This is a genomic window from Pseudonocardia wallangbongensis (assembly GCF_054486945.1).
Genome location: NZ_JBRERS010000005.1, coordinates 96,678 through 119,709 on the forward strand (window position 1 = coordinate 96,678; position 23,032 = coordinate 119,709).

The 23,032-nt window shown below is 73.7% G+C and carries 26 protein-coding genes and 1 tRNA gene; 11 read left to right on the top strand and 16 right to left on the bottom strand.

Going from position 1 to position 23,032, the window contains the following annotated elements:
• Nucleotides 1-65: 65 nt before the first annotated feature.
• Complete coding sequence (locus tag ACU436_RS19450) at nucleotides 66-479, top strand: GtrA family protein (protein ID WP_459028145.1); 414 nt, start codon at nucleotides 66-68, stop codon at nucleotides 477-479.
• 3 nt (nucleotides 480-482) lie between these two features.
• Here ACU436_RS19450 and ACU436_RS19455 read toward each other — a convergent pair whose 3' ends face one another.
• A complete protein-coding gene (locus ACU436_RS19455) occupies nucleotides 483-893 on the bottom strand; it encodes a nuclear transport factor 2 family protein (RefSeq protein ID WP_459027228.1) in 411 nt (136 codons plus the stop codon).
• Nucleotides 894-958: 65 nt separating this feature from the next.
• On the opposite strand from ACU436_RS19455, the gene ACU436_RS19460 reads away from it, so the two are divergent.
• Entirely contained in the window at nucleotides 959-1,639 is a 681-nt protein-coding gene (locus tag ACU436_RS19460; RefSeq protein WP_459027230.1) for an ArsR/SmtB family transcription factor, read from the top strand.
• Nucleotides 1,640-1,754: 115 nt separating this feature from the next.
• Here the strand turns inward: ACU436_RS19460 and glfT1 are convergent, their stop codons facing one another.
• The 5 genes from glfT1 to ACU436_RS19485 all read right to left on the bottom strand — a co-directional run bounded on the left by glfT1 (nucleotide 1,755) and on the right by ACU436_RS19485 (nucleotide 5,980).
• Nucleotides 1,755-2,681, bottom strand: coding sequence for a galactofuranosyltransferase GlfT1 (glfT1, locus tag ACU436_RS19465; RefSeq protein ID WP_459027232.1), 927 nt, complete (start codon nucleotides 2,679-2,681; stop codon nucleotides 1,755-1,757).
• The gene (wzt, locus tag ACU436_RS19470) at nucleotides 2,678-3,442 is read right to left on the bottom strand and encodes a galactan export ABC transporter ATP-binding subunit Wzt/RfbE (RefSeq protein WP_459027233.1); all 765 of its coding nucleotides are present in this window, start codon (nucleotides 3,440-3,442) and stop codon (nucleotides 2,678-2,680) included. The genes glfT1 and wzt overlap by 4 nt, the downstream gene beginning before the upstream one ends.
• 7 nt (nucleotides 3,443-3,449) lie before the next feature.
• A complete protein-coding gene (wzm, locus tag ACU436_RS19475; RefSeq protein ID WP_459028147.1) occupies nucleotides 3,450-4,325 on the bottom strand; it encodes a galactan export ABC transporter permease subunit Wzm/RfbD in 876 nt (291 codons plus the stop codon).
• 82 nt (nucleotides 4,326-4,407) lie between these two features.
• Nucleotides 4,408-4,959, bottom strand: a complete 552-nt coding sequence (locus ACU436_RS19480) for a bacterial proteasome activator family protein (RefSeq protein WP_459027234.1) — start codon at nucleotides 4,957-4,959, stop codon at nucleotides 4,408-4,410.
• 34 nt (nucleotides 4,960-4,993) lie between these two features.
• Nucleotides 4,994-5,980, bottom strand: coding sequence for an NAD(P)H-quinone oxidoreductase (locus tag ACU436_RS19485; RefSeq protein ID WP_459027236.1), 987 nt, complete (start codon nucleotides 5,978-5,980; stop codon nucleotides 4,994-4,996).
• Between the two features lie 54 nt (nucleotides 5,981-6,034).
• Here ACU436_RS19485 and ACU436_RS19490 point away from each other — a divergent pair, with 54 nt between their 5' ends.
• Nucleotides 6,035-6,679 (top strand): GNAT family N-acetyltransferase, encoded by a 645-nt coding sequence (locus ACU436_RS19490; protein WP_459027238.1) that lies wholly within the window; start codon nucleotides 6,035-6,037, stop codon nucleotides 6,677-6,679.
• Nucleotides 6,680-7,180: 501 nt separating this feature from the next.
• Here ACU436_RS19490 and ypfJ read toward each other — a convergent pair.
• On the bottom strand, nucleotides 7,181-8,101 hold the full coding sequence (ypfJ, locus tag ACU436_RS19495; RefSeq protein ID WP_459027239.1) for a KPN_02809 family neutral zinc metallopeptidase: 921 nt from the start codon (nucleotides 8,099-8,101) through the stop codon (nucleotides 7,181-7,183).
• Nucleotides 8,102-8,170: 69 nt separating this feature from the next.
• Here ypfJ and ACU436_RS19500 point away from each other — a divergent pair.
• A tRNA-Ser gene (locus ACU436_RS19500) sits at nucleotides 8,171-8,258 on the top strand.
• 132 nt (nucleotides 8,259-8,390) lie between these two features.
• On the opposite strand, the gene ACU436_RS19505 is transcribed toward ACU436_RS19500, so the two are convergent.
• Together ACU436_RS19505 and ACU436_RS19510 are read right to left on the bottom strand one after the other, a co-directional pair.
• Nucleotides 8,391-8,711 (bottom strand): putative quinol monooxygenase, encoded by a 321-nt coding sequence (locus ACU436_RS19505; protein WP_459027241.1) that lies wholly within the window; start codon nucleotides 8,709-8,711, stop codon nucleotides 8,391-8,393.
• Nucleotides 8,712-8,767: 56 nt separating this feature from the next.
• The gene (locus ACU436_RS19510; RefSeq protein ID WP_459027243.1) at nucleotides 8,768-9,304 is read right to left on the bottom strand and encodes a phosphotransferase-like protein; all 537 of its coding nucleotides are present in this window, start codon (nucleotides 9,302-9,304) and stop codon (nucleotides 8,768-8,770) included.
• 83 nt (nucleotides 9,305-9,387) lie between these two features.
• On the opposite strand from ACU436_RS19510, the gene ACU436_RS19515 reads away from it, so the two are divergent.
• On the top strand, nucleotides 9,388-10,599 hold the full coding sequence (locus ACU436_RS19515; RefSeq protein WP_459027244.1) for an MFS transporter: 1,212 nt from the start codon (nucleotides 9,388-9,390) through the stop codon (nucleotides 10,597-10,599).
• Between the two features lie 6 nt (nucleotides 10,600-10,605).
• Here the strand turns inward: ACU436_RS19515 and ACU436_RS19520 are convergent, their stop codons facing one another.
• Nucleotides 10,606-10,836: a hypothetical protein gene (locus tag ACU436_RS19520; RefSeq protein WP_459027246.1), complete on the bottom strand. Its 231-nt coding sequence runs from the start codon at nucleotides 10,834-10,836 to the stop codon at nucleotides 10,606-10,608.
• Nucleotides 10,837-10,973: 137 nt separating this feature from the next.
• On the opposite strand from ACU436_RS19520, the gene ACU436_RS19525 reads away from it, so the two are divergent.
• Nucleotides 10,974-11,858, top strand: coding sequence for an NAD(P)-dependent oxidoreductase (locus ACU436_RS19525; protein ID WP_459027248.1), 885 nt, complete (start codon nucleotides 10,974-10,976; stop codon nucleotides 11,856-11,858).
• On the opposite strand, the gene ACU436_RS19530 is transcribed toward ACU436_RS19525, so the two are convergent.
• On the bottom strand, nucleotides 11,842-13,101 hold the full coding sequence (locus ACU436_RS19530) for a M18 family aminopeptidase (RefSeq protein ID WP_459027250.1): 1,260 nt from the start codon (nucleotides 13,099-13,101) through the stop codon (nucleotides 11,842-11,844). The two genes, ACU436_RS19525 and ACU436_RS19530, sit on opposite strands and share 17 nt — an antisense overlap.
• Nucleotides 13,102-13,121: 20 nt before the next feature.
• On the opposite strand from ACU436_RS19530, the gene mftG reads away from it, so the two are divergent.
• On the top strand, nucleotides 13,122-14,531 hold the full coding sequence (mftG, locus tag ACU436_RS19535; protein ID WP_459027251.1) for a mycofactocin dehydrogenase MftG: 1,410 nt from the start codon (nucleotides 13,122-13,124) through the stop codon (nucleotides 14,529-14,531).
• Here the strand turns inward: mftG and ACU436_RS19540 are convergent, their stop codons facing one another.
• Together ACU436_RS19540 and ACU436_RS19545 are read right to left on the bottom strand one after the other, a co-directional pair.
• Nucleotides 14,532-15,308: an arylamine N-acetyltransferase family protein gene (locus ACU436_RS19540; protein ID WP_459027253.1), complete on the bottom strand. Its 777-nt coding sequence runs from the start codon at nucleotides 15,306-15,308 to the stop codon at nucleotides 14,532-14,534.
• Nucleotides 15,309-15,342: 34 nt separating this feature from the next.
• Entirely contained in the window at nucleotides 15,343-15,762 is a 420-nt protein-coding gene (locus tag ACU436_RS19545) for a nucleotide triphosphate diphosphatase NUDT15 (protein ID WP_459027254.1), read from the bottom strand.
• A 6-nt stretch (nucleotides 15,763-15,768) separates the two neighbouring features.
• Here ACU436_RS19545 and ACU436_RS19550 point away from each other — a divergent pair, with 6 nt between their 5' ends.
• A complete protein-coding gene (locus ACU436_RS19550; RefSeq protein WP_459027256.1) occupies nucleotides 15,769-17,802 on the top strand; it encodes a M3 family metallopeptidase in 2,034 nt (677 codons plus the stop codon).
• A gap of 73 nt (nucleotides 17,803-17,875) precedes the next feature.
• On the opposite strand, the gene ACU436_RS19555 is transcribed toward ACU436_RS19550, so the two are convergent.
• On the bottom strand, nucleotides 17,876-19,045 hold the full coding sequence (locus tag ACU436_RS19555; protein ID WP_459027258.1) for a benzoate/H(+) symporter BenE family transporter: 1,170 nt from the start codon (nucleotides 19,043-19,045) through the stop codon (nucleotides 17,876-17,878).
• 48 nt (nucleotides 19,046-19,093) lie between these two features.
• Here ACU436_RS19555 and ACU436_RS19560 point away from each other — a divergent pair, with 48 nt between their 5' ends.
• Complete coding sequence (locus ACU436_RS19560) at nucleotides 19,094-19,660, top strand: helix-turn-helix domain-containing protein (protein WP_459027260.1); 567 nt, start codon at nucleotides 19,094-19,096, stop codon at nucleotides 19,658-19,660.
• Here the strand turns inward: ACU436_RS19560 and ACU436_RS19565 are convergent.
• Nucleotides 19,647-20,384: a maleylpyruvate isomerase family mycothiol-dependent enzyme gene (locus tag ACU436_RS19565; RefSeq protein WP_459027261.1), complete on the bottom strand. Its 738-nt coding sequence runs from the start codon at nucleotides 20,382-20,384 to the stop codon at nucleotides 19,647-19,649. The two genes, ACU436_RS19560 and ACU436_RS19565, sit on opposite strands and share 14 nt — an antisense overlap.
• 119 nt (nucleotides 20,385-20,503) lie before the next feature.
• Between ACU436_RS19565 and ACU436_RS19570 the strand changes: the two genes are divergently transcribed.
• A complete protein-coding gene (locus ACU436_RS19570; protein WP_459027263.1) occupies nucleotides 20,504-20,701 on the top strand; it encodes a hypothetical protein in 198 nt (65 codons plus the stop codon).
• A gap of 54 nt (nucleotides 20,702-20,755) precedes the next feature.
• A complete protein-coding gene (locus ACU436_RS19575) occupies nucleotides 20,756-21,775 on the top strand; it encodes an MsnO8 family LLM class oxidoreductase (protein ID WP_459027265.1) in 1,020 nt (339 codons plus the stop codon).
• A gap of 73 nt (nucleotides 21,776-21,848) precedes the next feature.
• Here ACU436_RS19575 and ACU436_RS19580 read toward each other — a convergent pair whose 3' ends face one another.
• Nucleotides 21,849-22,952 carry a glycoside hydrolase family 16 protein gene (locus tag ACU436_RS19580; RefSeq protein ID WP_459027267.1) on the bottom strand — a complete coding sequence of 368 codons (1,104 nt, stop codon included), beginning with the start codon at nucleotides 22,950-22,952 and terminating at the stop codon, nucleotides 21,849-21,851.
• Nucleotides 22,953-23,032: the final 80 nt, after the last annotated feature.

A 23,032-nucleotide genomic window follows, 5' to 3' on the forward strand; every position in this document is an offset into this window, starting at 1 on the left:
CCGCCCCGTACCCCCGGCGGAGACCGCTGGCAGCCCGGACCGCGGCCACTCGCTACCCTTGACCGGTGACCGCGACCCAGCCCGCATCGGCCCAGCCCGGCCTCGCCGCGCAGCTGAGCCGGTTCGTGGTGGTCGGTGTGCTCTCCGCGCTCGTCGACTTCGGCGTCTACCACGCCCTGCTCTCGCTCGGCACCTGGGTGCACCTGGCCAAGGCCATCAGCTTCATCCTCGGCACCACCACGGCGTACCTGCTCAACCGCCGCTTCACCTTCACCGCCACCGAGGGCGGCAGCGCCCGCTTCGCCGGCTTCGTGCTGCTCTACGGCACCACGTTCGTCATCAACATCGGCATGAACGCCCTGATGCTGGCGGTGCTGCCGCAGCTCCCGTTCCGCACGAGCCTGGCCTGGGTGATCGCGCAGGGCACGGCCACGGTCATCAACTTCGTGATGCTCCGCACCGTGGTCTTCCGCCGCTGACCCTCACCTCGGGTGCTCCCCGCCGGCGAGCATGGCCACGCCGACCCAGCCCCAGTAGACCCGGTGGTGGGCGATGAGCCCGTCGCGGATCTCCATCACCTCGACGAGGTCCATCTGGTCGCCATCCGGTGACTCGCGGGGGTACTCCCAGGTCAGACGGGAGCCGTCGGTCAGGAAGCCGGCGCGGTGCCGGCGCCGCTTCGCCGGCTGGTGCGCGAACACCTTCTCGACGAACCTCCGCAGGTTCTCCCGGCCGCGCACCACTCCCTGCCCGGTGCCCAGAAGGTAGGCGACGAGCGGGCTCTCCAACGTGGCGTCGGGCTGGTAGAGGGCCATCGCGGCGTCGAGGTCCTTGGCGCCGAGCGCGTCGTCCCATGCCGTGAAGATGTGCTCGATCTGCTCCGTGGTCGTCATGGGGATGACGGTAGGCAGCCGACGCTTTGGTCCGGGCCCAACTGTCGTTGTGGGAAGCTCGCGGGATGCTCGACCGGGACCTGGGGCCGCTGGCGTCGCTCCTCGGCGATCCGGCGCGGATCGCCATCCTCGCGGCGCTGGCCGAGGGACACGCGCTGCCGGCGGGCGAGCTCGCCCGCCGCGCCGGGGTGCACCCGGCCACCGCGACCGGTCATCTGCGCCGGCTGGTGGAGGGCGGCCTCGTCGTGGTGCACGTGCAGGGCAGGCACCGCTACCACCGGCTGGCCGGGCCGCGGGTGGCCGCGGTCCTCGAAGCCATGGCACAGCTGGCCCCGGCCACACCGGTGCGCTCGCTGCGCTCCGACCGTGCCGCGAAGACCCTCACCGAGGCCCGGACCTGCTACGACCACCTCGCGGGCCGGCGCGGGGTCGAGCTGCGCGACCGCCTGATGGAGGCGGGTGCCCTGAGGCCGGTCGGCGAGCGGGACCACGAGCTCACGGCCACCGGGCGCACGCTGGTGACGGCCGTGGGAGTCGACCCGCGGTCGATCGAGGGGTCGCGGCGCGTGTTCGCCCGCACCTGCGTGGACTGGACCCAACGGCGGCCACACCTGGCCGGCGCGCTACCGGCGGCGCTCACCCGCCGGCTCATCGAGCTCGGCTGGCTCACGCGGGCGGCGGGACGGGGCCTGCGGGCGGCGCCCGACTACGACGGCCGCCTCGACGCCTGGCTGCCCGCCGCCTGATCGAAGACGCCTGAAGAACGTGTTCGAGAAGCCCGCACGTGGGCGGCAGACGCGAGTGATCCAAACCGGTTCCGGCTTGCCTCTGCCGCCCGCTCCGCGCTTCTCAAACACATTCTCAGGGGCGTCGGAAGCGCTCCGACCGCCCCTGGCGGACCAGCTGCACCCACTGCAGGAACTCGCGCGGGCTGCGCTTCGTCACCAGGAAGTACCAGGCGAACCGCGGTACCTCCAGCACCCCGACCCGGCGCATCCCCGGCTGGGAGACCAGGAAGCCGCGGTTGCGGTAGGTGTAGTAGCGCTTCACCGGGTCGTCGGGGTCGCGGGCGTGCAGCCGGCCGCCGAGCATCGGCTTGTCGTCGCCGCCGCCGGCGGGGTGCAGGTACGCCGCCCGCAGCGACGTGCCGAAGGGTAGCCCGGAGCGCACGAGCCGCCGGTGCACCTCCACCTCGTCCCCGCGCACGAACAGCCGCAGGTCGGGCACGCCGACGACGTCGAGCGTGGATGCCCGGAACAGGGCGCCGTTCATCAGGGCCGCGATCCCGGGCAGCAGCTCGTCGTCGGCGCCGTGCTTGATGTCGGCCGCGAGCTCGGCGCGAGACTTGTGCCAGGTGAGCCCGCGCCGGACGGGGAAGGCGAGCCGGTCGGGGCGGGCCTTGTCGGCCACCGTGGGCGAGACGGCGGCGAGGCGCCGACGTTCGGCGAGGTCGACGAGCGTCGAGAGGGTGGACTCGTCGGCCGGCATGCCGTCGTCGTCGCCCAGCCAGATCCAGCCGGCGCCCATCGCGAGGGCGTGCAGCATGCCGAGGGCGAACCCGCCGGCGCCACCGAGGTTCGTCCAGGACGGGATCCAGGTGGAGGGCAGGTCGCAGCTGTCGACGACCGCCTGCGCGGACTGGTCGGGGCCGTTGTCGACCACGATCAGGTGGGCGATCGGGTGGGTCTGCTTGGAGAGCGCGGCGAGCGACTCCGCGAGCAGTTCGGTGCGATGGCGGGTGACCACCACCGCGACGACGGAACCTGCCGGGAGCGGGGCAGATTTCACCGGGCGTCGATCTCGGCCAGCACGTCACGTCCCTTGTAGTGGTGGAGCACCTCGCGCAGCGAGCCCTGCTCGCGAATGGTGCCCTGGTCCATCCATATCGCGGTGTCGCACAGGTCGGCGAGGAACTCGTCGGAGTGGGAGGCGAACACCAGGATGCCCGATCGCTCGACGAGCTCGTTCAGCCGGTCCCGTGCCTTGACGAGGAACTCGGCGTCCACGGCGCCGATCCCCTCGTCGAGCAGCAGGATCTCCGGGTCGATGCTCGTGACCACACCGAGCGCGAGCCGCACCCGCATGCCCGTGGAGTAGGTGCGCAGGGGCATCGACAGGTAGTCGCCGAGCTCGGTGAACTCGGCGATGTCGTCGACCCGCGACTCCATCTGCTTACGGGTCATGCCGAGGAACAGCCCGCGGATGATGATGTTCTCCAGCCCGGAGATCTCCGGGTCCATCCCGACGGCGAGGTCGAACACCGGCGCCACCTTGCCGGTGACGCTCGCCCGCCCGCGGGTGGGCTCGTAGATGCCGGACATCAACCGCAGCAGCGTGGACTTGCCGGCGCCGTTGTGCCCCACGAGCGCGACGCGGTCGCCGCGGCGCAGCGACACCGTGACGTCGCGGAGGGCCTCGATGATCGGGACCTTGGAGTCCGTGCCGATGCGGCCGCCCGCCCGGCCCAGCACGGCCTTCTTCAGCGACCGCGTCTTGGCGTCGAAGATGGGGAAGTCGACGGCGGCGCCTTCGATGTCGATGCTGACCATGCGCCCCTCAGACCCAGTACGCCACGCGGGAACGGTAGTTGCGGAGGAAGACGAGCGCGGCGACGCATCCCACCAGGGTGATCACACCGACGACGTACCAGTGCCGCCAGACGATGGTCTGGCCCAGGAGCGGCTGGCGCAGGATCTCCACGAAGTGCAGCACCGGGTTGAGCTCGGCGATGCGTGCCCGCTCGGCCACCGCCGGGTTCTTCAGGAGCGTGTCGTACTGCCAGACGATCGGCGTCATGAAGAACAGCAGCTGCGAGACGCTCGCGATGATCGGCGGGATGTCGCGGAAGCGGGTGGCGACGATGCCGGCGAGCACGGAGATCCATGCCCCGTTGATGACGAGGATGGCGAACGCGGGGAGCGCGAGCAGGAGCGACCAGCCGAGCGGGTGCGGGAAGATCACCATCAGGACGGCCCACACGACGGCGTTGTGCAGGAAGAACAGGGTCTGCCGCCAGACCAGCCGGTAGACGTGCAGCGACAGCGGCGCGGGCAGGAACTTGATCAGGCCCTCGTTGGCGATGAAGACCTCGCTGCCCTCGAGGATGCAGCCGTTGACGAAGTTCCAGATCAGCAACCCCGTGGCCACGTACGGCAGGAACGTGGCGATGTCCATCTGGAACAGCGCGCCGTAGAGGATGCCCATCGCCGTGGCGACGACCGCCATGCTGATGGAGACCCACAGCGGCCCGAGCACCGAGCGCCGGTAGCGCTGCTTGATGTCCTGCCAGCCCAGGTAGCCCCAGAGCGGGCGTTGCTTCCAACCCTGCCCGAGGTCACCGAACGCGCGCTGCCAGCTTCGTGAGCCGGGGACGTCGGCCACAACCGGCCGGGCAGGGGTGGCGCCCTCGGCCCGGTCGTCGCCGGTGGTCATCGTCTGAGCCACCAGGCGAGGGTACCGGCGGGTCGCGGGGCCGTCCCGGGCGGTGCGGCTGTGACGGTCCGGAGCCGGATGGCTACAGATACTGGCCCGTTCCCCGGCCCAGCCCGCCCTCCTGGCCGGGCTGCGGCACGGCCCCGGGCGGGAGGCCGCGGCGCATCTGCTCCAGCTGCTGGCGGGCGGCCATCTGCTGGGCGAAGAGCGCCGTCTGGATGCCGTGGAACAGCCCCTCCAGCCAGCCGACCAGCTGGGCCTGCGCGATCCGCAGCTCCGCGTCCGACGGCGTCGAGTCGTCGGTGAACGGGAGGCTCAGCCGGTGCAGCTCCTCGCGCAGCTCGGGCGCGAGGCCGTCCTCCAGCTCCTTTATCGAGTTCTCGTGGATCTCGCGGAGCCGGTTGCGGGAGGCCTCGTCGAGCGGCGCCGCGCGCACCTCCTCGAGCAGCTGCTTGATCATCGTGCCGATCCGCATCACCTTGGCCGGCTGCTCGACCATGGAGCTGACTCCCTGATCCTCGGCGTCCTCGTCGGGCTGCGGGACCCGCGCCACGCCCACCGGCCGCCCGTCCGGGCCGATGACCATGACCTGCTGGTCGCCGTTCTCGCCGTTGTTCTCCTGTGGCTGGGTCACCGCACCACGGTAACGAGTGGTCCCCCCGGGCGCGTCAGGCCAGGGGCAGCAGGATCTTCCCGATCACGCCACCCGACTCCAGTTGGGCGTGTGCCTTGGCGACATCCGGCAGCGGCACGCTGCTGTGAACGACCGGCTTCACGCGCCCGTCGGCGAACAGCGGCCACACCTGCTCGCGGACACCCGCGACCACGACCCCCTTCCCGTTGGGCCCGTCGACCGGGCGGCCGCGCAGCCCCATCGCCGTGACGCTGCCGCGCTTGCCCAGCAGCTTGCCCAGGTTGATCTCGGCTTTCACGCCGCCCTGGAAACCGATGATCAGCAGGCGGCCGTCGTACGCGAGGGCGTCGAGATTCGCGGCGAGGCCCTTCGCGCCCATGTTGTCGAGGATGACGTCGGCGCCGTGCCCGTCGGTGGCCTCCTTCAACCGGGCCGGGACGTCGTCGTGGTAGTCGATCGCGATGTCGGCGCCGAGCGCGCGGCAGCGCTCCAGGCGGTCCGGGGCGCCCGCCGTGGCCGCCACCCGGGCGCCGAGCGCCTTGGCCACCTGGATCGCGTGGGAGCCGATCCCGCTCGTCCCGCCGTGCACGAGGAACGTCTCGCCCGCGGCGAGCCGCCCCTTGTCCACGACGTTCGACCACACCGTGCACACCACCTCGGGCAGGCCGCCCGCCGTCACGAGGTCGACGCCCGGCGGGATCGGCAGCAGCTGGGCCGCCGGCACGGCGACCTTCTCGGCGTACCCGCCGCCTGCGAGCAGCGCGCACACCTCGTCGCCGACCCGCCAGCCCTCGACGCCGTCCCCGAGCTCGGAGATCCGGCCGGAGCACTCGAGCCCGATGGTGTCCGACGCTCCGGGCGGCGGCGGGTAGAAGCCCTGGCGCTGCAGCAGGTCGGCGCGGTTGACCGCGCTCGCCACGACGTCGACGACGACCTCGCCCGGACCCGCGACCGGGTCCGGGACCTCGGTCCACTCGAGCATCTCCGGGCCGCCCGGCTCCCGCACCGTGATCGCATGCATGCCGGTGACGCTATTCGGTCGAGCGGGAGCGCGCTGCTCCGGCAAGGTGGTCGCATGGACCAGCCGGAGCCATGGCCCCTCCGCCACCTCGTGCTGCGCACGTCGCGGCTGGAGCTGCGGCCGGACGACGACGCCGGGCTGCTGGAGCTCGTCGACGAGGCCCGCAGGGGTGTGCACCCGCCGGACCGGATGCCGTTCGCCGTTCCGTGGACCGACGGCGACCGGCGTGAGCTGGGCCGCAGCGTGCTGCAGCACAACTGGGGCGTACGCGCCCGGGTCGCGCCCGACGACTGGACGATCAACTTCCTGGTCCGGCACGACGGCCGGGTGATCGGCATGCAGGGGCTCACCGGTGCCGAGTTCCGGACCCTCCGTGAGGTCGGGACCGGTTCGTGGATCGGGATGCGCCACCAGGGCCGCGGGTTCGGCACGGAGATGCGTGCCGCCGTGCTCGCGTTCGCGTTCGACCACCTCGGCGCCGTGCGCGCCCGATCGGCCGCCTTCGCCGACAACGCTGCCTCGCACCGGGTGTCGGCGCGCCTCGGCTACCGGCCCGACGGCTCCACCTGGGTCGTCCGGCGCGGGGAGCCCGCGGAGGACGTGCGCCTGGTGCTCACTCCCGAGGGCTTCGTGCGGCCGGAGTGGAAGCTGGAGGTCGAGGGCCTGGACGCCTGCCGCGCGCTCCTCGACGCGGAGTGACGCGCCCGGACTTGGGCCAGCGACGGGCTCGGTGCGAGAAGGACGTCCCGGTCGGTACGGCTCGTCGCAGGTCTCGTCGTGGACGGGCGTGCCAGCGCGTCGGGGACGGCCACCCCGGGGGACGGTAGTGGCGCCCACCGGACCACCCCGCGGGGTGGGAACGGGTGTAGCCGCGCCCGGGGCCGGGCCGAAGGGGTGGGTCGATCGGGCTACGAGCCGGTGAGGTTCATGAACCGATACTCGCGATCTTCCCCGCCAAGATCCGAGGTATCGGGCGTCCATGGTCGTGGCGACAGCCATGGACAACCGAAACTTCGGATCATGCCCGCGCATCGACGGGCATCGGCCCCCGCCGCCGCGTGCGCAGGCCCGTCCAGCCGATCAGGTCCGCTCGGATGAGCTGCCGCGCAGCCGGGCCGACGACCCGACATCACCACAGCGCTCGTACCAGCCACTACGGTCGCCGACCCGAGACATGACCACGATCTACCGCTGCAGGACTTAGCCGAGGTTCACCCCGCGGGCGAAGGTGTCGCACCGCGTCGGGTCGCCCGTCTCGTAGCCGGTGCTGTACCAGCGCTCGCGCTGCGCGGAGCTGCCGTGGCTGAACTGGCTCTCGTCCACCTGGCCGCCGCCGAGGTTGCTCTGGATGTAGTCGTCGCCGATCCGCTCGGCCGTGTCGAGCGCGGCCGCCACGTCCTCGCGCGTCACGCCGACGATGAGGGGCTGCCCGGACGAGGTCGGCACCGACTCGGCGTGGTTCGCCCACACCCCGGCGTAGCAGTCGGCCTGCAGCTCCAGCCGCACCGAGCCGGACGTCGGGCCGGTCTCGCCCGCCCGCACGCGCTCGCTCGTGCCGAGCAGCGCCTGGATGTGGTGCCCGTACTCGTGGGCGATGACGTACGCCCGCGCGAACGGGCCGCCCTCCGCCCCGAAGCGCGTCTCGAGCTCCTGGAAGAAGGTGAGGTCGATGTAGACCTCCTGGTCGGCCGGGCAGTAGAACGGCCCGACCGCGGACGACGCGCTGCCGCAGCCGGTGCGCACGCCGCCGCTGAAGAAGTTGGTGCGCGGCGCCTGGTAGGTGATGCCGGAGCGGGCGAAGGTGTCGCTCCAGTACCCGTCGAGCGAGTTGACGACCGCGACGACCTCGCAGTCCAGCTCGGTGTTGGCCTGCTCGCCGGAGCGGCAGGTCGACGCCGCCTGGGACGTGTCGGCCGACCGACCCTGTTCCAGCCCGCCGAGGCCACCCAGGTCGATCCCCCCACCCCCGCCACCCAGCTGGCTGAGCAGGAAGTACACGATCAGGCCGACGACGCCGAGGCCGCCGCCGCCGACCGCGACCCGCCCGCCGATCCCGCCGCCGCTGCCGCGCAGGTCGTCGATGTGTGACGTGTCCAGCTGGGCGTTCTCGTCGAACCGCATGGTGCCCTCCCGCGCAGATCCCACCACATCCCCCGCGACGTGGGTGGTCCGGCGGCTACCCTGATCGGCGGAAGCGTGGCAGAGCGGCCGAATGCACTCGCCTTGAAAGCGAGCAGTGGGAAACCACTCGGGGGTTCGAATCCCCCCGCTTCCGCCAGATGGGGATGCCTGCCCTGCTCAGGAGCCCCCTCCGCTCAGTACGGCGGATCAGGGGGCAAGGTGAACAGCCCTCGCCGAAGTGGGCCGCAGCGTCGACGGGCGCAGTGTCGTGATGCGCCGCCAGGTGGAACTACCCGCGCCCGGGCCCCGGAACCGGGAGCCCGAGCCCGCCCACCACCCGCGTCTCCTGCCTCGTGAACTCGCCGGTGAGCATCGGCATGGCCGTGGTGATCGCGGCCCGGGCCTCGGGAAGCTGCAGGGAGGCGCTGTGGTGCTCCGCGCTCTCCCAGACCTCGCTGACCCAGATCCGGTCGTCGTCGTCCGCGCATCCGCTCACGACGTAGGACAGGCACCCCGCGGCCGGGAGGGCGTCGAGGCTCTTCAACAGGAGGGCGATCACCTCGTCCCGCCTGCCGGGCCGGGTCCGCATGCTGCCGAGGTAGCCGTACACGCGGGCAGCATCGCACACGGCCCGTCCGCGGGGATTGCACATTCGCGACAGCGCCCTCACCCGACCTTCGACTCGGCGGCCCGGTGCACGATCTCCTCCACGGTCTCGGTGACCGACAGCTCGGAACTGTCGAGCCAGAGCCCGACGCGCGGTGTCTCGGTCCGCAGCGACCGGTCGAGCGCCTCCACCGTCCACGGGCCGTAGGCCCGCTTCCCGCGCGCCGCCTCGCGGGCCGCCACGGCGTCCGGGCGTGGGGCGAGGACGACCACGTGCAGCGGGCGGGTGCGGATCGCGGCCACCAGCGCCGGGAGCTCCTCGCCGAGCACGACGTCCTGGGCCACCACCGCGAATCCGGCGTCGGCGTACGTGTCGCAGGTCCGGGCGGTGAGCAGGTGCCGCAGCCGCAGCTGGCGGACCGCTTCCGGGCCGGCGTCCGGGGTCATCTCGGCGCGTCCGCTCACGATCCAGCGGCGGAACTGGTCGCCGTGGACGTGGACCGTGCGGCCCGGCAGCCGTTCGGCGAGGGCCTGCGCCACCGTCGACTTGCCCGCGGCCTGGATGCCGGTGACGAGGTACACGGAAGCTGTGAGCACGTTCTCGATCTTGCCAGGCCGGGAAACCGCTGGGTTCCGGTCGTCGATGCGGTTAGCCTCCCGCCATGCCCGGTTGACGCACGTTGCCGCCCCCTGCACGCCCGCTCGCCCGGCACCTGGTGGGCTGGGCGCTGCTCGCCGACCTCGTACCGCTGTACCCGCTGTACGCGCTGCTGTTCACGGCCACCGGCCTGTCCGTCGCGCAGGTCTCCGCGCTGTTCGCGATCTGGTCGGCGGTCGGGATGCTCACGGAGGTGCCGTCCGGTGCGCTCGCCGACCGGTTCTCCCGCCGTTCGTGCCTGGTGGCGGCCGGGGTGCTGCAGGCGGCCGGGTATGCGGCGTGGGTGCTGTTGCCCGGCTTCCCCGGGTTCGCGCTCGGCTTCGTGCTCTGGGGGTGCGGCGGTTCGCTGGTCTCCGGGGCGAAGGAGGCGCTGCTCCACGACGGCCTCGACGCGGTCGGGGCGCGGGAGCACTACGCGCGCGTCGCGGGCTGGGTGGCGGCCGTGGAGCTGGTGGCCCAGCTCCCCGCGGCGCTCGCGGCCACGTGGCTCTTCGTCGTGGGCGGGTTCCCGCTCGTCGGTTGGGTGAGCGTGGGCACCTGCCTCGCCGCGGCCGGGGTCGCCGCGACGCTCCCGGAACCGCCCCGCGGTGACGACGGTGGCGGGACCGGCTACCTCGCCACGCTCCGCGCCGGCGTCACGGAGGCGACGAGCACCCCCGGCGTGCGGCCCGTGCTGCTGGCCGCCGCCGTGCTCACCGCGTACGACGCGGTCGAGGAGTACTTCCCGCTGCTGCTGGCGGGCTGGGGGATCGAGCCGGCCGCGGTTCCGCTCGCGGCCGTGCCGATCGTCCTGGGTGGGACGGCGGGCGCGGCGCTCGGGGGAGCGGCCGGCCGGTTGCCCGCGTGGGCGCTGGCGGCGCTCCTCGGGACGGCGATGGTGCTCCTCGGCGCCGCCGGAGTGGTCGGGCACCCGGCGGGTGTGGTCGCCGTCGCCGCGTTCTACGGCGGTTACCGGGCGGTGCTCGTGGTCCTCGACGCACGGCTGCAGGAGCGGATCGCGAGCGCCTCGCGGGCCACGGTGACCTCGGTGGCCGGGCTGGGCACCGAGGTCGCGACGTTCGCGGTGTACGCCGCGTGGGCCGCCGGCGGTGCGCCGCTGCTCGCCGCCGCGGGCCTGCTGATCGCGGGGGCGCTGCCGGTGCTGCTGCGCCGGGGGGTGGCGGGTAGCGGCGCCCCCGGAGTTGCCGCCACCCGCCGGACCGAGGAGGACGTTCGCGGGCGATCAGATGCGTGACGCCTGTCACTCACCCTGGTCGGACCCCGGGTCGCGCAGCCGGTACTCGCCGCCGTGGCCTGCCACCTCGTGCAGGTCGTAGTGGTGCACGATCTTCGGACCTTCGTGCAGGTGCACGTAGCGCACGGTGCCGGGGGGCGGGTTGGACGGCTCGCGGGTGTCGACGCGACCGTCGAGCGGGCCGCCGACGAACCAGTAGACGTCCGGGCCGTCGGCGAGGGAGTCGTCCTCGCTCACGCGACCTCCTCGGTGCGGACTTCCGGGGGGCATGCGCACCACGGTAGATCCACCCCGATCCGTGCGAAAGCCGTGCGTGGAGCGACAGCGGGTGGCGGCAGCGTGAGGTCGACCGGGACATCGACGAGAGGAAGACCATGTCTCAGCACGACCACCCGCCCGTCACCGTGATCGGGCTCGGCGCCATGGGCTCCCGGATCGCCGAGGTACTGCTCGCCGGCGGCCACCCGACCACCGTCTGGAATCGCACGCCCGGCCGGGCCGGACCGCTGGTCGCCCGGGGTGCGGCCCCCGCCGCCGCCGGCGTCGCCGAGGCGGTGACGGCCAGCCGGCTCGTCCTCGTCTGCGTGCTCGACTACGCCGCCGCCCGCGGGCTCCTCGAGCCCGTCGCGGGCGAGCTCGCCGGACGCACGCTGGTCCACCTCAGCACCGGCACCCCGCGGCAGGCCCGCGACATGGCCGAGTGGGCCGCCGAGCACGGCATCGACTACGTCGACAGCGGCATGATGGCGACCCCGCCCATGATCGGGAAGGACGGGGCGCGGTTCCTCTACAGCGGCTCGCAAGCCGGGTTCGACCGGTACCGGCCCTCGCTCGAACTGCTCGGGACGGCGGAGTTCTTCGGCGCCGACGCCGGGCTCGCCGCGCTGTACGACCTCGCGCTCCTGACGGGGATGTACACGATGTTCGGCGGCTTCTTCCACGGCGCCGCGCTCGTCGGCACGGCCGGGGTCGGTGCGGGGGAGTTCGCCGAGCGGGCCGTGTCCTGGGTCACGGCGATGGCGGCGGGCCTTCCCCGCAACGCGGCGTTCGTCGACTCCGGCGACTACACCACGGCCGGCGAGCAGACGGTCGCGTTCAACAAGGCCGCCCTCGACCTGATCGTGCAGGTCAGTGCCGAGCACGGGGTCGGCGCCGACGTCGTGGCACCGCTGCAGGCCCTCCTCACCCGGCAGGTCGCCGAGGGCCACGGCGGCGCGAGCTTCGCCCGGGTCTTCGAGGGGATCAGAGCGGGTCGGTGAGGAACGCGGTGGCCGCCGCGGCGAGGTGGGCCGGGTCCTGCACCCCGCACAGCTCGCGCGCGGAGTGCATCGAGAGCACGGGGATCCCGACGTCGACGGTGCGGATGCCCAGGCGCGTGGAGAGGATCGGCCCGACCGTGCTGCCGCAGGGCACGGTGTTCCTGCTGACGAACACCTGCGTGGGGGTGCCGGAGTCCCGGCACGCGCGGTGCCACGCGGCGGCACCGGGGGCGTCGGTGGCGTAGCGCTGGTTGGCGTTGACCTTCAGCGCCGGGCCGCCGTTCGGCACCGAGCGGTGGCTCGGGTCGTGGTGGTCCAGGTAGTTCGGGTGCGCGGCGTGGGTGACGTCCACCGAGAGGCAGCGGGATCCGGCGAACGCCGCACCGCGGGCGTCGAACCCGCCTGCGAGCCGCGTGAGCACGGTCTCGAGCAGGGGACCGGCCGCCCCCGTTGCGGAGGCGCTGCCGATCTCCTCGTGGTCGAAACCGGCGAACACCGGGATCACACCGGCGGCGTCGTCGGCCGCGGCGAGCAGGGCGCACAGGCCGGCGTGCACGGACGCGAGGTTGTCCAGCCGCGGACCGGCCAGGAGCTCCTCGTGCTCGCCGAGCCGGGCGGGTGGGGTGAGCTCGTGCACCACGAGGTCGTGCGCGGCCACCTCGGCCGGATCGACCCCGGCCTCCTTCGCCAGGAACCCGATCAGGTCGCCCGCAGCGGGAGCGCCCAGCCCCCAGACGGGCAGGAGGTGCTCCTGGGCGTCCAGCTTGAGGCCCTGGTTGACCTGCCGGTCCAGGTGGATCGCCAGCTGCGGCACCCGGAGCAGCGGGCGGCGCACGTCGACCAGCACGGTGGAGCCGTCGTAGAGCGCGAGGCGCCCGGCGAGACCGAGGTCGCGGTCGAGCCACGAGTTCCACAGCGCCCCGCCGTAGACCTCCACCGCCACCTGCCGCCATCCGGCGGACCCGGTGTCGGGACGCGGCTTGACCTTGAGCGTGGGCGAGTCGGTGTGCGCGGCGAAGATCCGCATGGGCGTGCCGGGAGGGGCGCCCTCGGGGACGAACCAGGCCAGCAGCGTGCCGTCGCGCACCAGGTAGCGGCCACCGGGACGGTCCTCCCACGGCCCGGCCTCCGGCTGCTCGGTGAAGCCCGCCGCGTCCAGCCGGCGGACGCCCTCGGCGACCGTGTGGTACGGGGTGGGCGCCGCGGTGAGGAAGGCCGCGAGATCCTGCGCGAGATCGCTCATCACCAGGCATCCTCCCTGATGTGTACGACGTGGTGGTGGTCGGCGCCGGATCGGCGGGCTGCGCCCTCGCGGGCCGGCTCGCCGAGGACGCGGGGCGGCGGGTGCTGCTGCTCGAGGCCGGGCCGGTCGCGGCGTCCCCGAACTGGCTCGACGGGGCCCGACCCGGACACCCGCTGAACTGGTCCTACGCCGCCGAGCTGCGGCCCGGGCACACCGTCGCCGTGCCGCGCGGACGGGTGGTCGGCGGGTCGAGCGCCATCAACGGGGCCAACTGGGTGCGTGCCACCCCCGGCGACACCGCGCGCTGGGACCTGCCCGGGTGGTCGTGGGCCGACCTCCTGCCGCACTTCGTCCGCTCCGAGCACGACCTCGACCTCCCGAACGCACCCGGCCACGGCGACCGCGGACCGGTACCGGTCCGCCGCCCCGCGGGGCCGCTGCGGCACCCGGTGGCCGAGCGGTTCCTGGCGGCGGCGCAGCGGCTCGGCCACCCACTGGAACCCGACAAGAACGCCGGCGCGCCGCCCGGTGCCGGCCTGGTACCGAGCAACGCGGGGGACGGGGTGCGCACCAGCGCCGCCGGTGCCTACCTCGGCGGCCACCCGAACCTGACCGTGCTGGCCGACACCCCGGTGGTCCGGGTGCTCCTCGACGGCGACCGCGCGAGCGGCGTCGCCCTGCTCGACGGCACGGTCGTCGAGGCGGGGGAGGTGGTGCTCGCGGCCGGGGGCGTCGCCACCCCGCACCTGTTGATGCTGTCGGGGATCGGCCCCGCCGACGCGCTGCGCGCCGTGGGCGTGCCGGTCCTGCGCGACCTGCCCGTGGGGCAGGGCTTCACCGACCACCCGGCCGTGTTCGTGCCGTTCACCACCGCCGACCCGCCCGCGCACCCGCACGCGCCGGGCAGCCAGGCCGCGCTCGACTGGGACGCGGGCGCCGACCCCGCGGGCGACGTCGAGGTGCTCGCGTTCGTCCGGCCGTTCACGCCCACGGGCGAGCTGCACCTGATGTGCACGGTGTCGAGCCCCGACAGCCGCGGCACGATCACCCTCACCTCACCCGACCCCCGCGCCCGGCCCCGGATCGACTACCACTACCTGCGCACGGAGCACGACCGCCGCCTGCTGCGGCACGCCATCCGTACGGCCGCCGACCTGCTGCGGGCGGGCGTCGGCACGCCCGTGGCACCCGGCGGCGACGTGCTGGGCAGCGACCGCGCGCTCGACGGCTGGATCGGCGCCCACCTCGGCACGGCCGTGCACATGTGCGGGAGCGCCGCGATCGGGCCGGTCGTCGACCCGCACCTGCGCGTCCACGGGGTCGCCGGGCTGAGGGTGGTGGACACGTCGGTGTTGCCGGTCGCTCCTCGGCGGGGTACGGCGGCCACCGCGGTCGCCTTGGGGGAGAAGGCCGCGCAACTGCTGTCGTGATCAGCAGCCCGCGAGCTGAGGGACGCGCTCGGCCCACGAGCGGTCCAGCACGATCCCGAACCGGTCCGCGAGCAGCGCCCACTCCTCGGCGGGCGAGACTTCCCGCTCCGTCCGCACGCCCCGGTCGAGCTCCGCGAACACTCCGTTCACCAGCGAGATCCGGCCCGTCGGGGTCGCCAGCGCGGCGACCCGCCTGCCGGCGAAGTCCGAGGTCGGGTCGTGCTGCTGGTAGCGGTTGCGCTCGGCGAAGTCGGGGAGCTCCCGCGGCTGCGGCGTCCAGGCCCAGCCCCGTTCCCACCGCCCGTCGCCGCGACGTTCGCTGGCCCACCAGACGTCGCCGTCGCGGTGCACCTGCACCCGGCCGTGCACGCCGGGTCGCCGCGGCACCGGCTCCGGCCACCGCGCGCCGTTGCCGACGTCGGCGATCCAGCTGCCGTCGACGGCGTCGACCAGCAGCCGCAGGTGGTCGTTCGCCGGGCCGCGGGTGCCGTCGTCGTCCAGCGAGAATGCCGCGACCAGCGTGACCGTGAAGCCGAGGTCCCGCAGCAGCGCCCCGAACAGCCCGTTGAGCTCGTAGCAGTACCCGCCGCGGCGCCTGTGGACGATCTTGCGTTCCAGCGCGTCCGGATCCAGCGAGATCGCGACGCCCGTGTGGATGTCGTAGTCCTCGAAGGGCACGGACCGCACGTGCGCGCGGTGCAGCGCGGTGAGGGCGGCACTCGTCGGGGCGGCCGGGCGGATGGCTTCGATCCGCGTGAGGTAGGCGGCGACATCCATGACGATCAGCCTGCGACCTCGACCCGGGTTCAGGTCAAGCAGGTTTCGCGGCCAGCAGACCGGCGTCGAGGCAGCGGCGGAGCGGCTCGAACAGCTCGGCGCGGCGGGCGCGCAGCTCGTCGGGGGTGAACCAGGCGAGCGCGGTGGCCTTCTCCGGCTCCCGCAGCTCCGGCTCACCCCTGAGTCGGGCGCAGCCGATGAAGAGCGTGATGTAGTGCCGCCCGATCTCGGGCATCGGGTCGTCGGTGAAACCCAGCCGTACGGTCGGCTGCACGACGAGACCGGTCTCCTCGAGCGTCTCGCGCTCGGCCGTGCCCTCCGGTGACTCGCCGAACTCCTGGTGCCCGCCCGGTAGCCCCCACGTGCCCGCGCCGTGGGCGCCCGCCCGGCGCAGCACGAGGATCCGCCCGTCGTCCCGAACCACGGCTCCGACCCCGACCTGCACCCGTGTCACGGACCTATGCTCGCGCGGGTGACCGGCAACCCGTTCCTCGCCCCCAGCTCGCTGCCCTTCGAGTTCCCGGACTTCGACGCGATCCGCGAGGAGCACTTCCTCCCGGCGTTCACCGCCGGGATGGCCGAGCAGCGGGCCGAGGTCGCCGCGATCATCGCGGATCCGGGGCCCGCGACGTTCGAGAACACGATCGTCGCGCTGGAACGGTCCGGGGCCACCCTGGGGCGCGTGTCGAGGGTGTTCTTCACGCTGGTCGGTTCGTGCAGCACGCCGGGGATCCGGGGGATCGAGGCGGAGGTGGCGCCGCAGCTCGCCGCGCACGCCGACGCGATCATGCTCGACCCGGTGCTCTTCACCCGCATCGAGGCGCTGTTCGCGGCCCGGCACGACCTCGGCCTGGACGCCGAGTCGCTGCGGTTGCTGGAACGACTCCACCGCGACGCCGTCCGGGCGGGTGCCCGCCTCGCGCCCGCCGAGCAGGAGCGGCTGAAGGAGCTGAACGCCGAGCTCTCGGCGCTGTCCACGGAGTTCGGCACGCGGCTGCTCGCCGGGGCGAACGCGGCGGCCGTGCTCGTCGAGGACGCAGCACAGCTCGACGGCCTGCCCACGGGCTCGGTCTCGGCGGCGGCGCGGGCGGCGGCCGAGCGCGGGCACGAGGGTTCCCACCTGCTCACGCTCGTGCTTCCGACGGGGCAGCCGGCGCTCGCCTCGCTCACCGACCGGGGGCTGCGCGAGCGGCTGCACCGCGCCTCCACGGCCCGTGGCCTCGGTGGCGACCACGACACTCGCGACATCGTGCTGCGCATGGTCGCGCTGCGCGCGGAGCGGGCCACGCTGCTGGGCCACCCGCACCACGCGTCCTGGGTCGTCGAGGTCGGCACCGCGGGCACCGTCGAGGCGATCGACGCGATGCTGGGCAAGCTCGCCCCCGTGGCGGTGGCGAACGCGCGGGAGGAGGCGGCCGAGCTGTCCAGCGCTGCCGGCTTCGCGATCGAGGCGTGGGACCGCGCCTTCTACGCCGAGCGCGTACGCCGGGAGCGCTTCGACCTCGACACCGGCGCGCTGCGGCCGTACTTCGAGCTGGAGCGCGTGCTGCACGACGGCGTCTTCCACGCCGCGGGCCGGCTCTACGGGCTCCGCTTCGCGGAGCGCGACGACCTGCCCCGCTACCACCCCGACGTCCGGGTCTTCGACGTGCTCGACGAGCACGGCCAGCTCGGCCTGTTCGTCGCCGACTTCTACGCCCGCGACTCCAAGCGCGGCGGTGCGTGGATGAACTCCTTCGTCGAGCAGTCCCGGCTGTTCGACACGTCGCCGGTGGTGCTCAACACGCTGAACATCGCCAAGCCCGCCGACGGCGAGCCGACCCTCCTCACCGTCGACAACGTGCGCACGATGTTCCACGAGTTCGGCCACGCCCTGCACGGCCTCTTCTCCGACGTGCGGTACCCGACGTTCTCCGGCACCTCGGTGCCGCGCGACTTCGTGGAGTTCCCGTCGCAGGTCAACGAGATGTGGCTGGAGGACCCGGAGATCCTCGCGAGCTACGCGCGCCACCACGCGACCGGTGAGCCGCTGCCGGCGGAGCTCGTCGAGCGGCTGGCGGCGGCGCGCCGCTTCGGGGAAGGGTTCGCCACCACCGAGTACCTCGCCGCGGCGCTGCTCGACCAGGCGTGGCACCGGCTCGGGCCGGACGACGACATCGCCGACGTCGAGCGGTTCGAGGCCGACGCGCTCGCCGCCGCGGGTGTCGCCGAACCGACCGCGCCGCCCCGCTACCGCACCACGTACTTCAACCACGCCTTCGGCGGCGGCTACAGCGCGGCCTACTACTCCTACATCTGGAGCGAGGTGCTCGACGCCGACACCGTCGAGTGGTTCGCCGAGAACGGCGGCCTGAGCCGGGAGAACGGCGACGCGTTCCGCCGTGAGTTGCTCTCCCGCGGCGGCGCCGTGGACCCGATGGACGCCTACCGCGCCTTCCGCGGCCGCGACCCGGAGCTGGCGCCGCTCCTGGTGCGCCGCGGCCTGACGAGCTGACCGCGACTGCGGCAAAGCCACATTCATGCCATCTGCGTGCATGGAAGTGGCTTTGCTGCAACGGGGGTGAGCCTCACCGCGCCGCGCTCACCGCCTCCGCCTTCGCCCGTCGCCGGTGCAGGAGGGTCATTCCGGCCCCGGCCAGCAGGCCCCAGAACGCGGCCCCGATCCCGAGGAACCCGATTCCCGCGGCCGTCACCACGAACGTGATGGCGGCGGCCTCGCGCCGGTCCGGCTCGGACACGGCCGAGGACAACGCCCCGGCCAGCGCACCCAGGAGCGCGAGCCCGGCGACCGCCTCGATCAGCACCGGTGGGGAGAGCACGAGCAGGGCTGTTGCGAAGCCCGCACCCAGGCCGAGGACGGCGAGGCCGATGCCCGCCGTCACGGACGCGACGAAGCGTCGCCGCGGGTCCGGGTGGGCGTCGGGGCCTGCGGCGAGCGCGGCGCTGATCGCCGCGAGGTTCACCGCGTGACCGCCGAAGGGTGCGGTGGCGATCGTCGCCAGGCCGGTGCTGGTCAGGATCGGGCGCATCGGCGCGCGGTAGCCGTACTGGGCGAGCACCGCGGCGCCCGGCACGTTCTGCGAGGCCATCGTGACGAGGAAGAGCGGAATGCCGAGCCCGACGACGGTCGGGAGGTCGAACGTCGGCGTGGTCCACACGAGCGCGGGGGCGAGCGCGAGGTCGCCGAGCCCGGGACCGGTCAGCCCGATCGCGACGGCCGCCGCCACGAGCGCGGCCGGCACCGCCCAGGTCCGGGCGAACCGGCCGACGAGCGCCCAGATCGCGATCACGGGCGCGGCGAGCAGCGGAACCTCCGCCAGCGCCCGCACCGGGGCGAGGCACAGCTCCACGAGTACCCCGGCGAGCATCGCGCTCGCGATGGGCACCGGGATCAGCGCGATCAGCCGTCCGACCGCGGGCACCAGCCCGGCGACCACGACGAGCACGCCGCAGACGAGGAACGCGCCGATGGCGGCGGGAAAGCCGCCGGGCGGCGTGCTCGCCGAGATCAGCAGCGCCGCACCCGGAGTGGACCAGGCGATGCTGATGGGGATCCGATGGCGCAGCCCCAGCACGAGCGCCACCAGGCCGCTGGCCAGGCACAGCACCAACAGTCCGGACGCCGCCTGGCGCTCGTCGGCACCGGCCGCACGCAGCCCCGTGAGCACTACGGCGAACGCGCTGGAGAAGCCGACGAGTGCCGTCACGATGCCGGCGAGGACGGGTTGCAGTCGCACGGTCCCTCCCATCCGTTCCGTTTACGGAACGATGGGACGATAACCCATGTGTCAGCGGCGAGCGAGGGTGTTGCGCGACCCGCCCTCACCGAGGGCGCGGCCGACGTCGGACGCCGGGTCCGGGAGCTGCGCGAACGCCGCGGCATGTCGCTGTCGGAGCTCGCCCGCCGCGCGGCCGTGGGGAAGGCGACGCTCTCCGGGCTGGAGGCCGGCACCCGCAACCCCACCCTCGACACCCTGCACGCCGTGGCCGCCGCCCTCGACCTGCCACTGACCACTCTGCTCAGCCCGCCCACGACCCTCCGCGGCGCCGCGGTGCAGATCCAGGTGCTCCGGGTGTTCGACGACGGACCGGTGACCTACGAGCTGTGCCACATGCGCATCCCGGCGGGCCTCTCGCAACGCTCACCCGCCCATCACTCGGGCGTCACCGAGCACGTAACCGTCTTCGCCGGCGTGCTCCAGGCCGGCCCGGTGGACGCCCCACGCCGGGCGGGCCCCGGTGAGCACGCCGAATGGGCGGCCGACGTGCCGCACACCTACGCCGCGCTGGGGGCGGACGACGTGCTGGCGAGCCTGCTGATCCGATCCCCGCGCCCGGTCAGCTCCACGTGACCCGCGCCCGCTCACCCCACAGGTCGAGGACCCCGGGATCGCCTTCCACCCGCGCCGCCGCAGGCCGGTTCCACAGCGCCAGGTAGAGATCGCTCGCCGATCCCCGGAGCGTGCAGTCGGCGTCCGGCACCGGGCCGGCGAGTTCGGTGCGACAGCCTTCCGGCCCGATGGCGGCGAGCCAGGACTCCGGTGCGTCGTCGGGCGCGATCAACAGCCGGCGCGGCCGTTCCGAGCGCAGCCGCCGCCCGCGCCGTGCGTGGAACCCGAGGAGCAGTTCGCGGATGCCGTCGAGGGCGAAGCCGCGCGGGTACGTCACCGACGATCCCGCCGCGGCTTCCGCGTCGGCTCGGTGGATCGCCGCTTCGTGGGACTGCCGGCGCGCCCAGAACGCGAGCGGGCTGGGCGCGGGCAGGAAGATCCAGGTGACGAGCTCGCCGGGCGCGGCCCGCAGCGCGGCCACGAGGCCGGTGAGGGCCGTTCGGTACCGGGCCACGACGTCCTCACCAGGTCGCGCGGGTGGCAGCTCGCGCTCCTGTTCCGCATCGGGGTCGGCCCGCACGAACGACGCCGCCCAGTCGTGCACGCCGGCGGTGTGGGCCACCAGGTCGCGCACGGTCCAGCCGGGGCACGTCGGCACCGCGGCGTCGGGTCCGGCCTGCTCCGCGGCCGAAGCGAGCGCTCTCCCTTGCACCTCGAGTGCGGCCACGTGTTCCGAGACGTCCATGGGGGCACCGTGCCACGGCGCTCTGACGAAAAGGCTCGTTGCTGCTCAGGGCGGGGGCTACGCTGCGTCGATGATCCTCTGAGACCACTGCCCCGTACCACCGACCTCGGAGGTTCTCCGTGACCGACCCAGTCCAGCCCAGCCACGAGGAGCCCGAGCCCGTCGAGCCGGACTCCCCGGACGAGGAGCCCGCTCCGCTCAACCGGGCGGCCCGCCGCGCCAAGGCCAGGAAGGCCGACCCCACCCACGTCGGCCCGCGCGGCGACCTGGCCCGCCAGGTCCGCGGCGGCCCTGCGCACCCGAAACGGCGCCGATGACCCCGACGTCCCGCCGGCGGAATGGTGGGTCCGGCCCTCCGCGTTGACCCGGGTGTGGTTCCGCAGGTCAGGCTCTCGTTGCTCGACCGCTCGCGCACGCGGGCCGGCGAACCGGACGCCGCTGCGCTCCGGCACACGGTCGAGCGGGCGGAACGCGCCGAGCGCCTCGGGTACCACCGGTTCTGGGTGGCCGAGCACCATGCCGTCCCCGGCATCGCGAGCGGCAGCCCGCCGGTGCTGATGGCGGCCGTCGCCGCCCGCACCGACCGGATCCGGGTCGGCTCCGGCGGCGTGATGCTGCCCAACCACCAGCCGCTGGTCGTTGCCGAGCAGTTCGCGATGCTCGACGCCCTCTTCCCGGGCCGGATCGACCTGGGCGTCGGCCGCTCGCTCGGTTTCACCCCGCCGGTGCGCAGGGCGCTGCGCCGCGCGGCCGACGCGCCGGACACCTTCTCCGCCGATCTCGACGAGCTGCGTTCCTACCTCGAGGGCCGCGGCCCCGTCACGGCCCGGCCCCGGCTGGAGCGCCCGGTTCCGGTGTACGTGCTGGCCACCGGGCGGGGCCTCGCGGTCGCCGGTGACGCGGGCCTTCCCGTGGTGCTCGGTGGCCCGGTGCTGGACAGCCCGGACGTCGGCGCCGCGCTCGACGACTACCGGGCCCGGGCCCGGGCCGCCGGCGGCCGGCCGTACGTGGTGATCTCCCTCGACGTGCTGATCGCCGACTCGACGGCCGCCGCCCGCGAGCTCGCCCTCCCCGAGGCGTGGGCGTTGGCCGCGGCCCGCACCACCGGCCGGTTCCCGGCGCTGGAGCCCGTCGACGCCGACCGGGTGCTGTCCGACCGGCAGCGCACGGTCGTGGAGGACGCCGTGGGTCGCACTGCGCTTACCCACCCCGCCGGCTCCGCCGGCTCTCCATCCCCCAGGCACGGCGACGAGGCCACGGTCGCCGCCGAGCTGGGCATGGCGGTCCACCGCACGGGCGCCGACGAGCTGCTCGCGTCCACCTCGACGTTCGACCTGGGTGCCTTGCGGGAGTCCGATGCGCGGCTCGCCAGGATGCTGACGTCACCGTGAAACGTCCCGTCCCGCCCGGTGGGGAGCGCCGGGCGGGACGGGGTGTTGGGCAATCGTCGGAAACGCTTCGGGACTAGCGGTAGATCCGCATGTAGTCGACGTACATCTCGGTGGCCTTCGGCGAGCCGCCCTCGGGGAAGTAGTCGAGCTGGATCGTCGGGTGCATCTTGCCCGGCGGCAGCGTCTCCTCGTCCGTGCTCTCGAACCACTTCTGCCCGTCGATGTAGCCGGTGATCCGGCCGTTCACCCACTCGACGGCGTAGTTGTGCCACTGCGTGATGTCGATCGTCTTCTTCGCGTACTTCTGGTCGCTGCCGTAGTGCAGGAAGAAGGAGACATCGGGCGAGGCGCTCGTCGTCTCGGCGAAGTCGACCTCGCCGTTCTCCTTGCCGCCGCCGTCCCGCCAGAGGATGAGCACCGGGTGGTACTGGTCGTCGCCCTTCGGGAACTTGGCGCGCATCTCCCAGCGGCCGAAGCGCTGGTCCTCCTGCCAGGACATGCCGCCGGTGTTGCCCTCGGAGTCGCCGCGGATCCTGAGCATGCCGTTCTGGACGCTGATCGCGTCCGGCGTGCGACGGCCCTCGCCGTCGTGCCCCTCGCTGTCGTAGGGGCTCCACAGGTTGCTCAGCCCGCTGGTGAACTCGTCGCCGCCCACGCGCGTCCAGCCCTGCGCCCCTGCGGCCGACTTGCCTTCGCTCTTGCGGGGCGCGGCTGCGGCCTGCCCGTCGCCGCTCGTCTTGCGCTCCGCGGCTTCGGGCTTGCGGGTGGCGGGCTCCGGCTCGGCGGTCGGCTCGGCGGTCGGCTCTGCGGCGACCTCCGGTTCGGCGGTGGGCTCGGCGGTCGGTGGGGCCGGCGGTGCCTGGGCGGGATCGGTACGGGCAATGGTGTTGCTCAGGTTCTGGGCCGCGACCGAGGGGTCCTCGGGGGGCTGCGCCAGCGTGGCGACCACGGTGGCCACGAGCATCACGACGGCGCCGGCCGCCAGCGGTGCGAGCCGCCGGGCGGTGGAGCTCGTCCGGGGCGCATCGGTGGTGACCACGGCCTCCGCGTGGCGGGATGGCAGCCGGTGGCGGCCCGTGTCCGTGACGCCGTCGCTGCCTCGTTCGGCAGTGACCCGTCCGATCAGCTCGGTGGCAGAACCCGAGCGACCGCCCACTGCGGAGGTTGTCCTTCGCATGGGGCCGAACGATAGGGACGGTGGCGTCCCGTGATCGGAAACCTGAGAGTCCGGGTTGCTCGCACGCGCCCAGGGGTCGG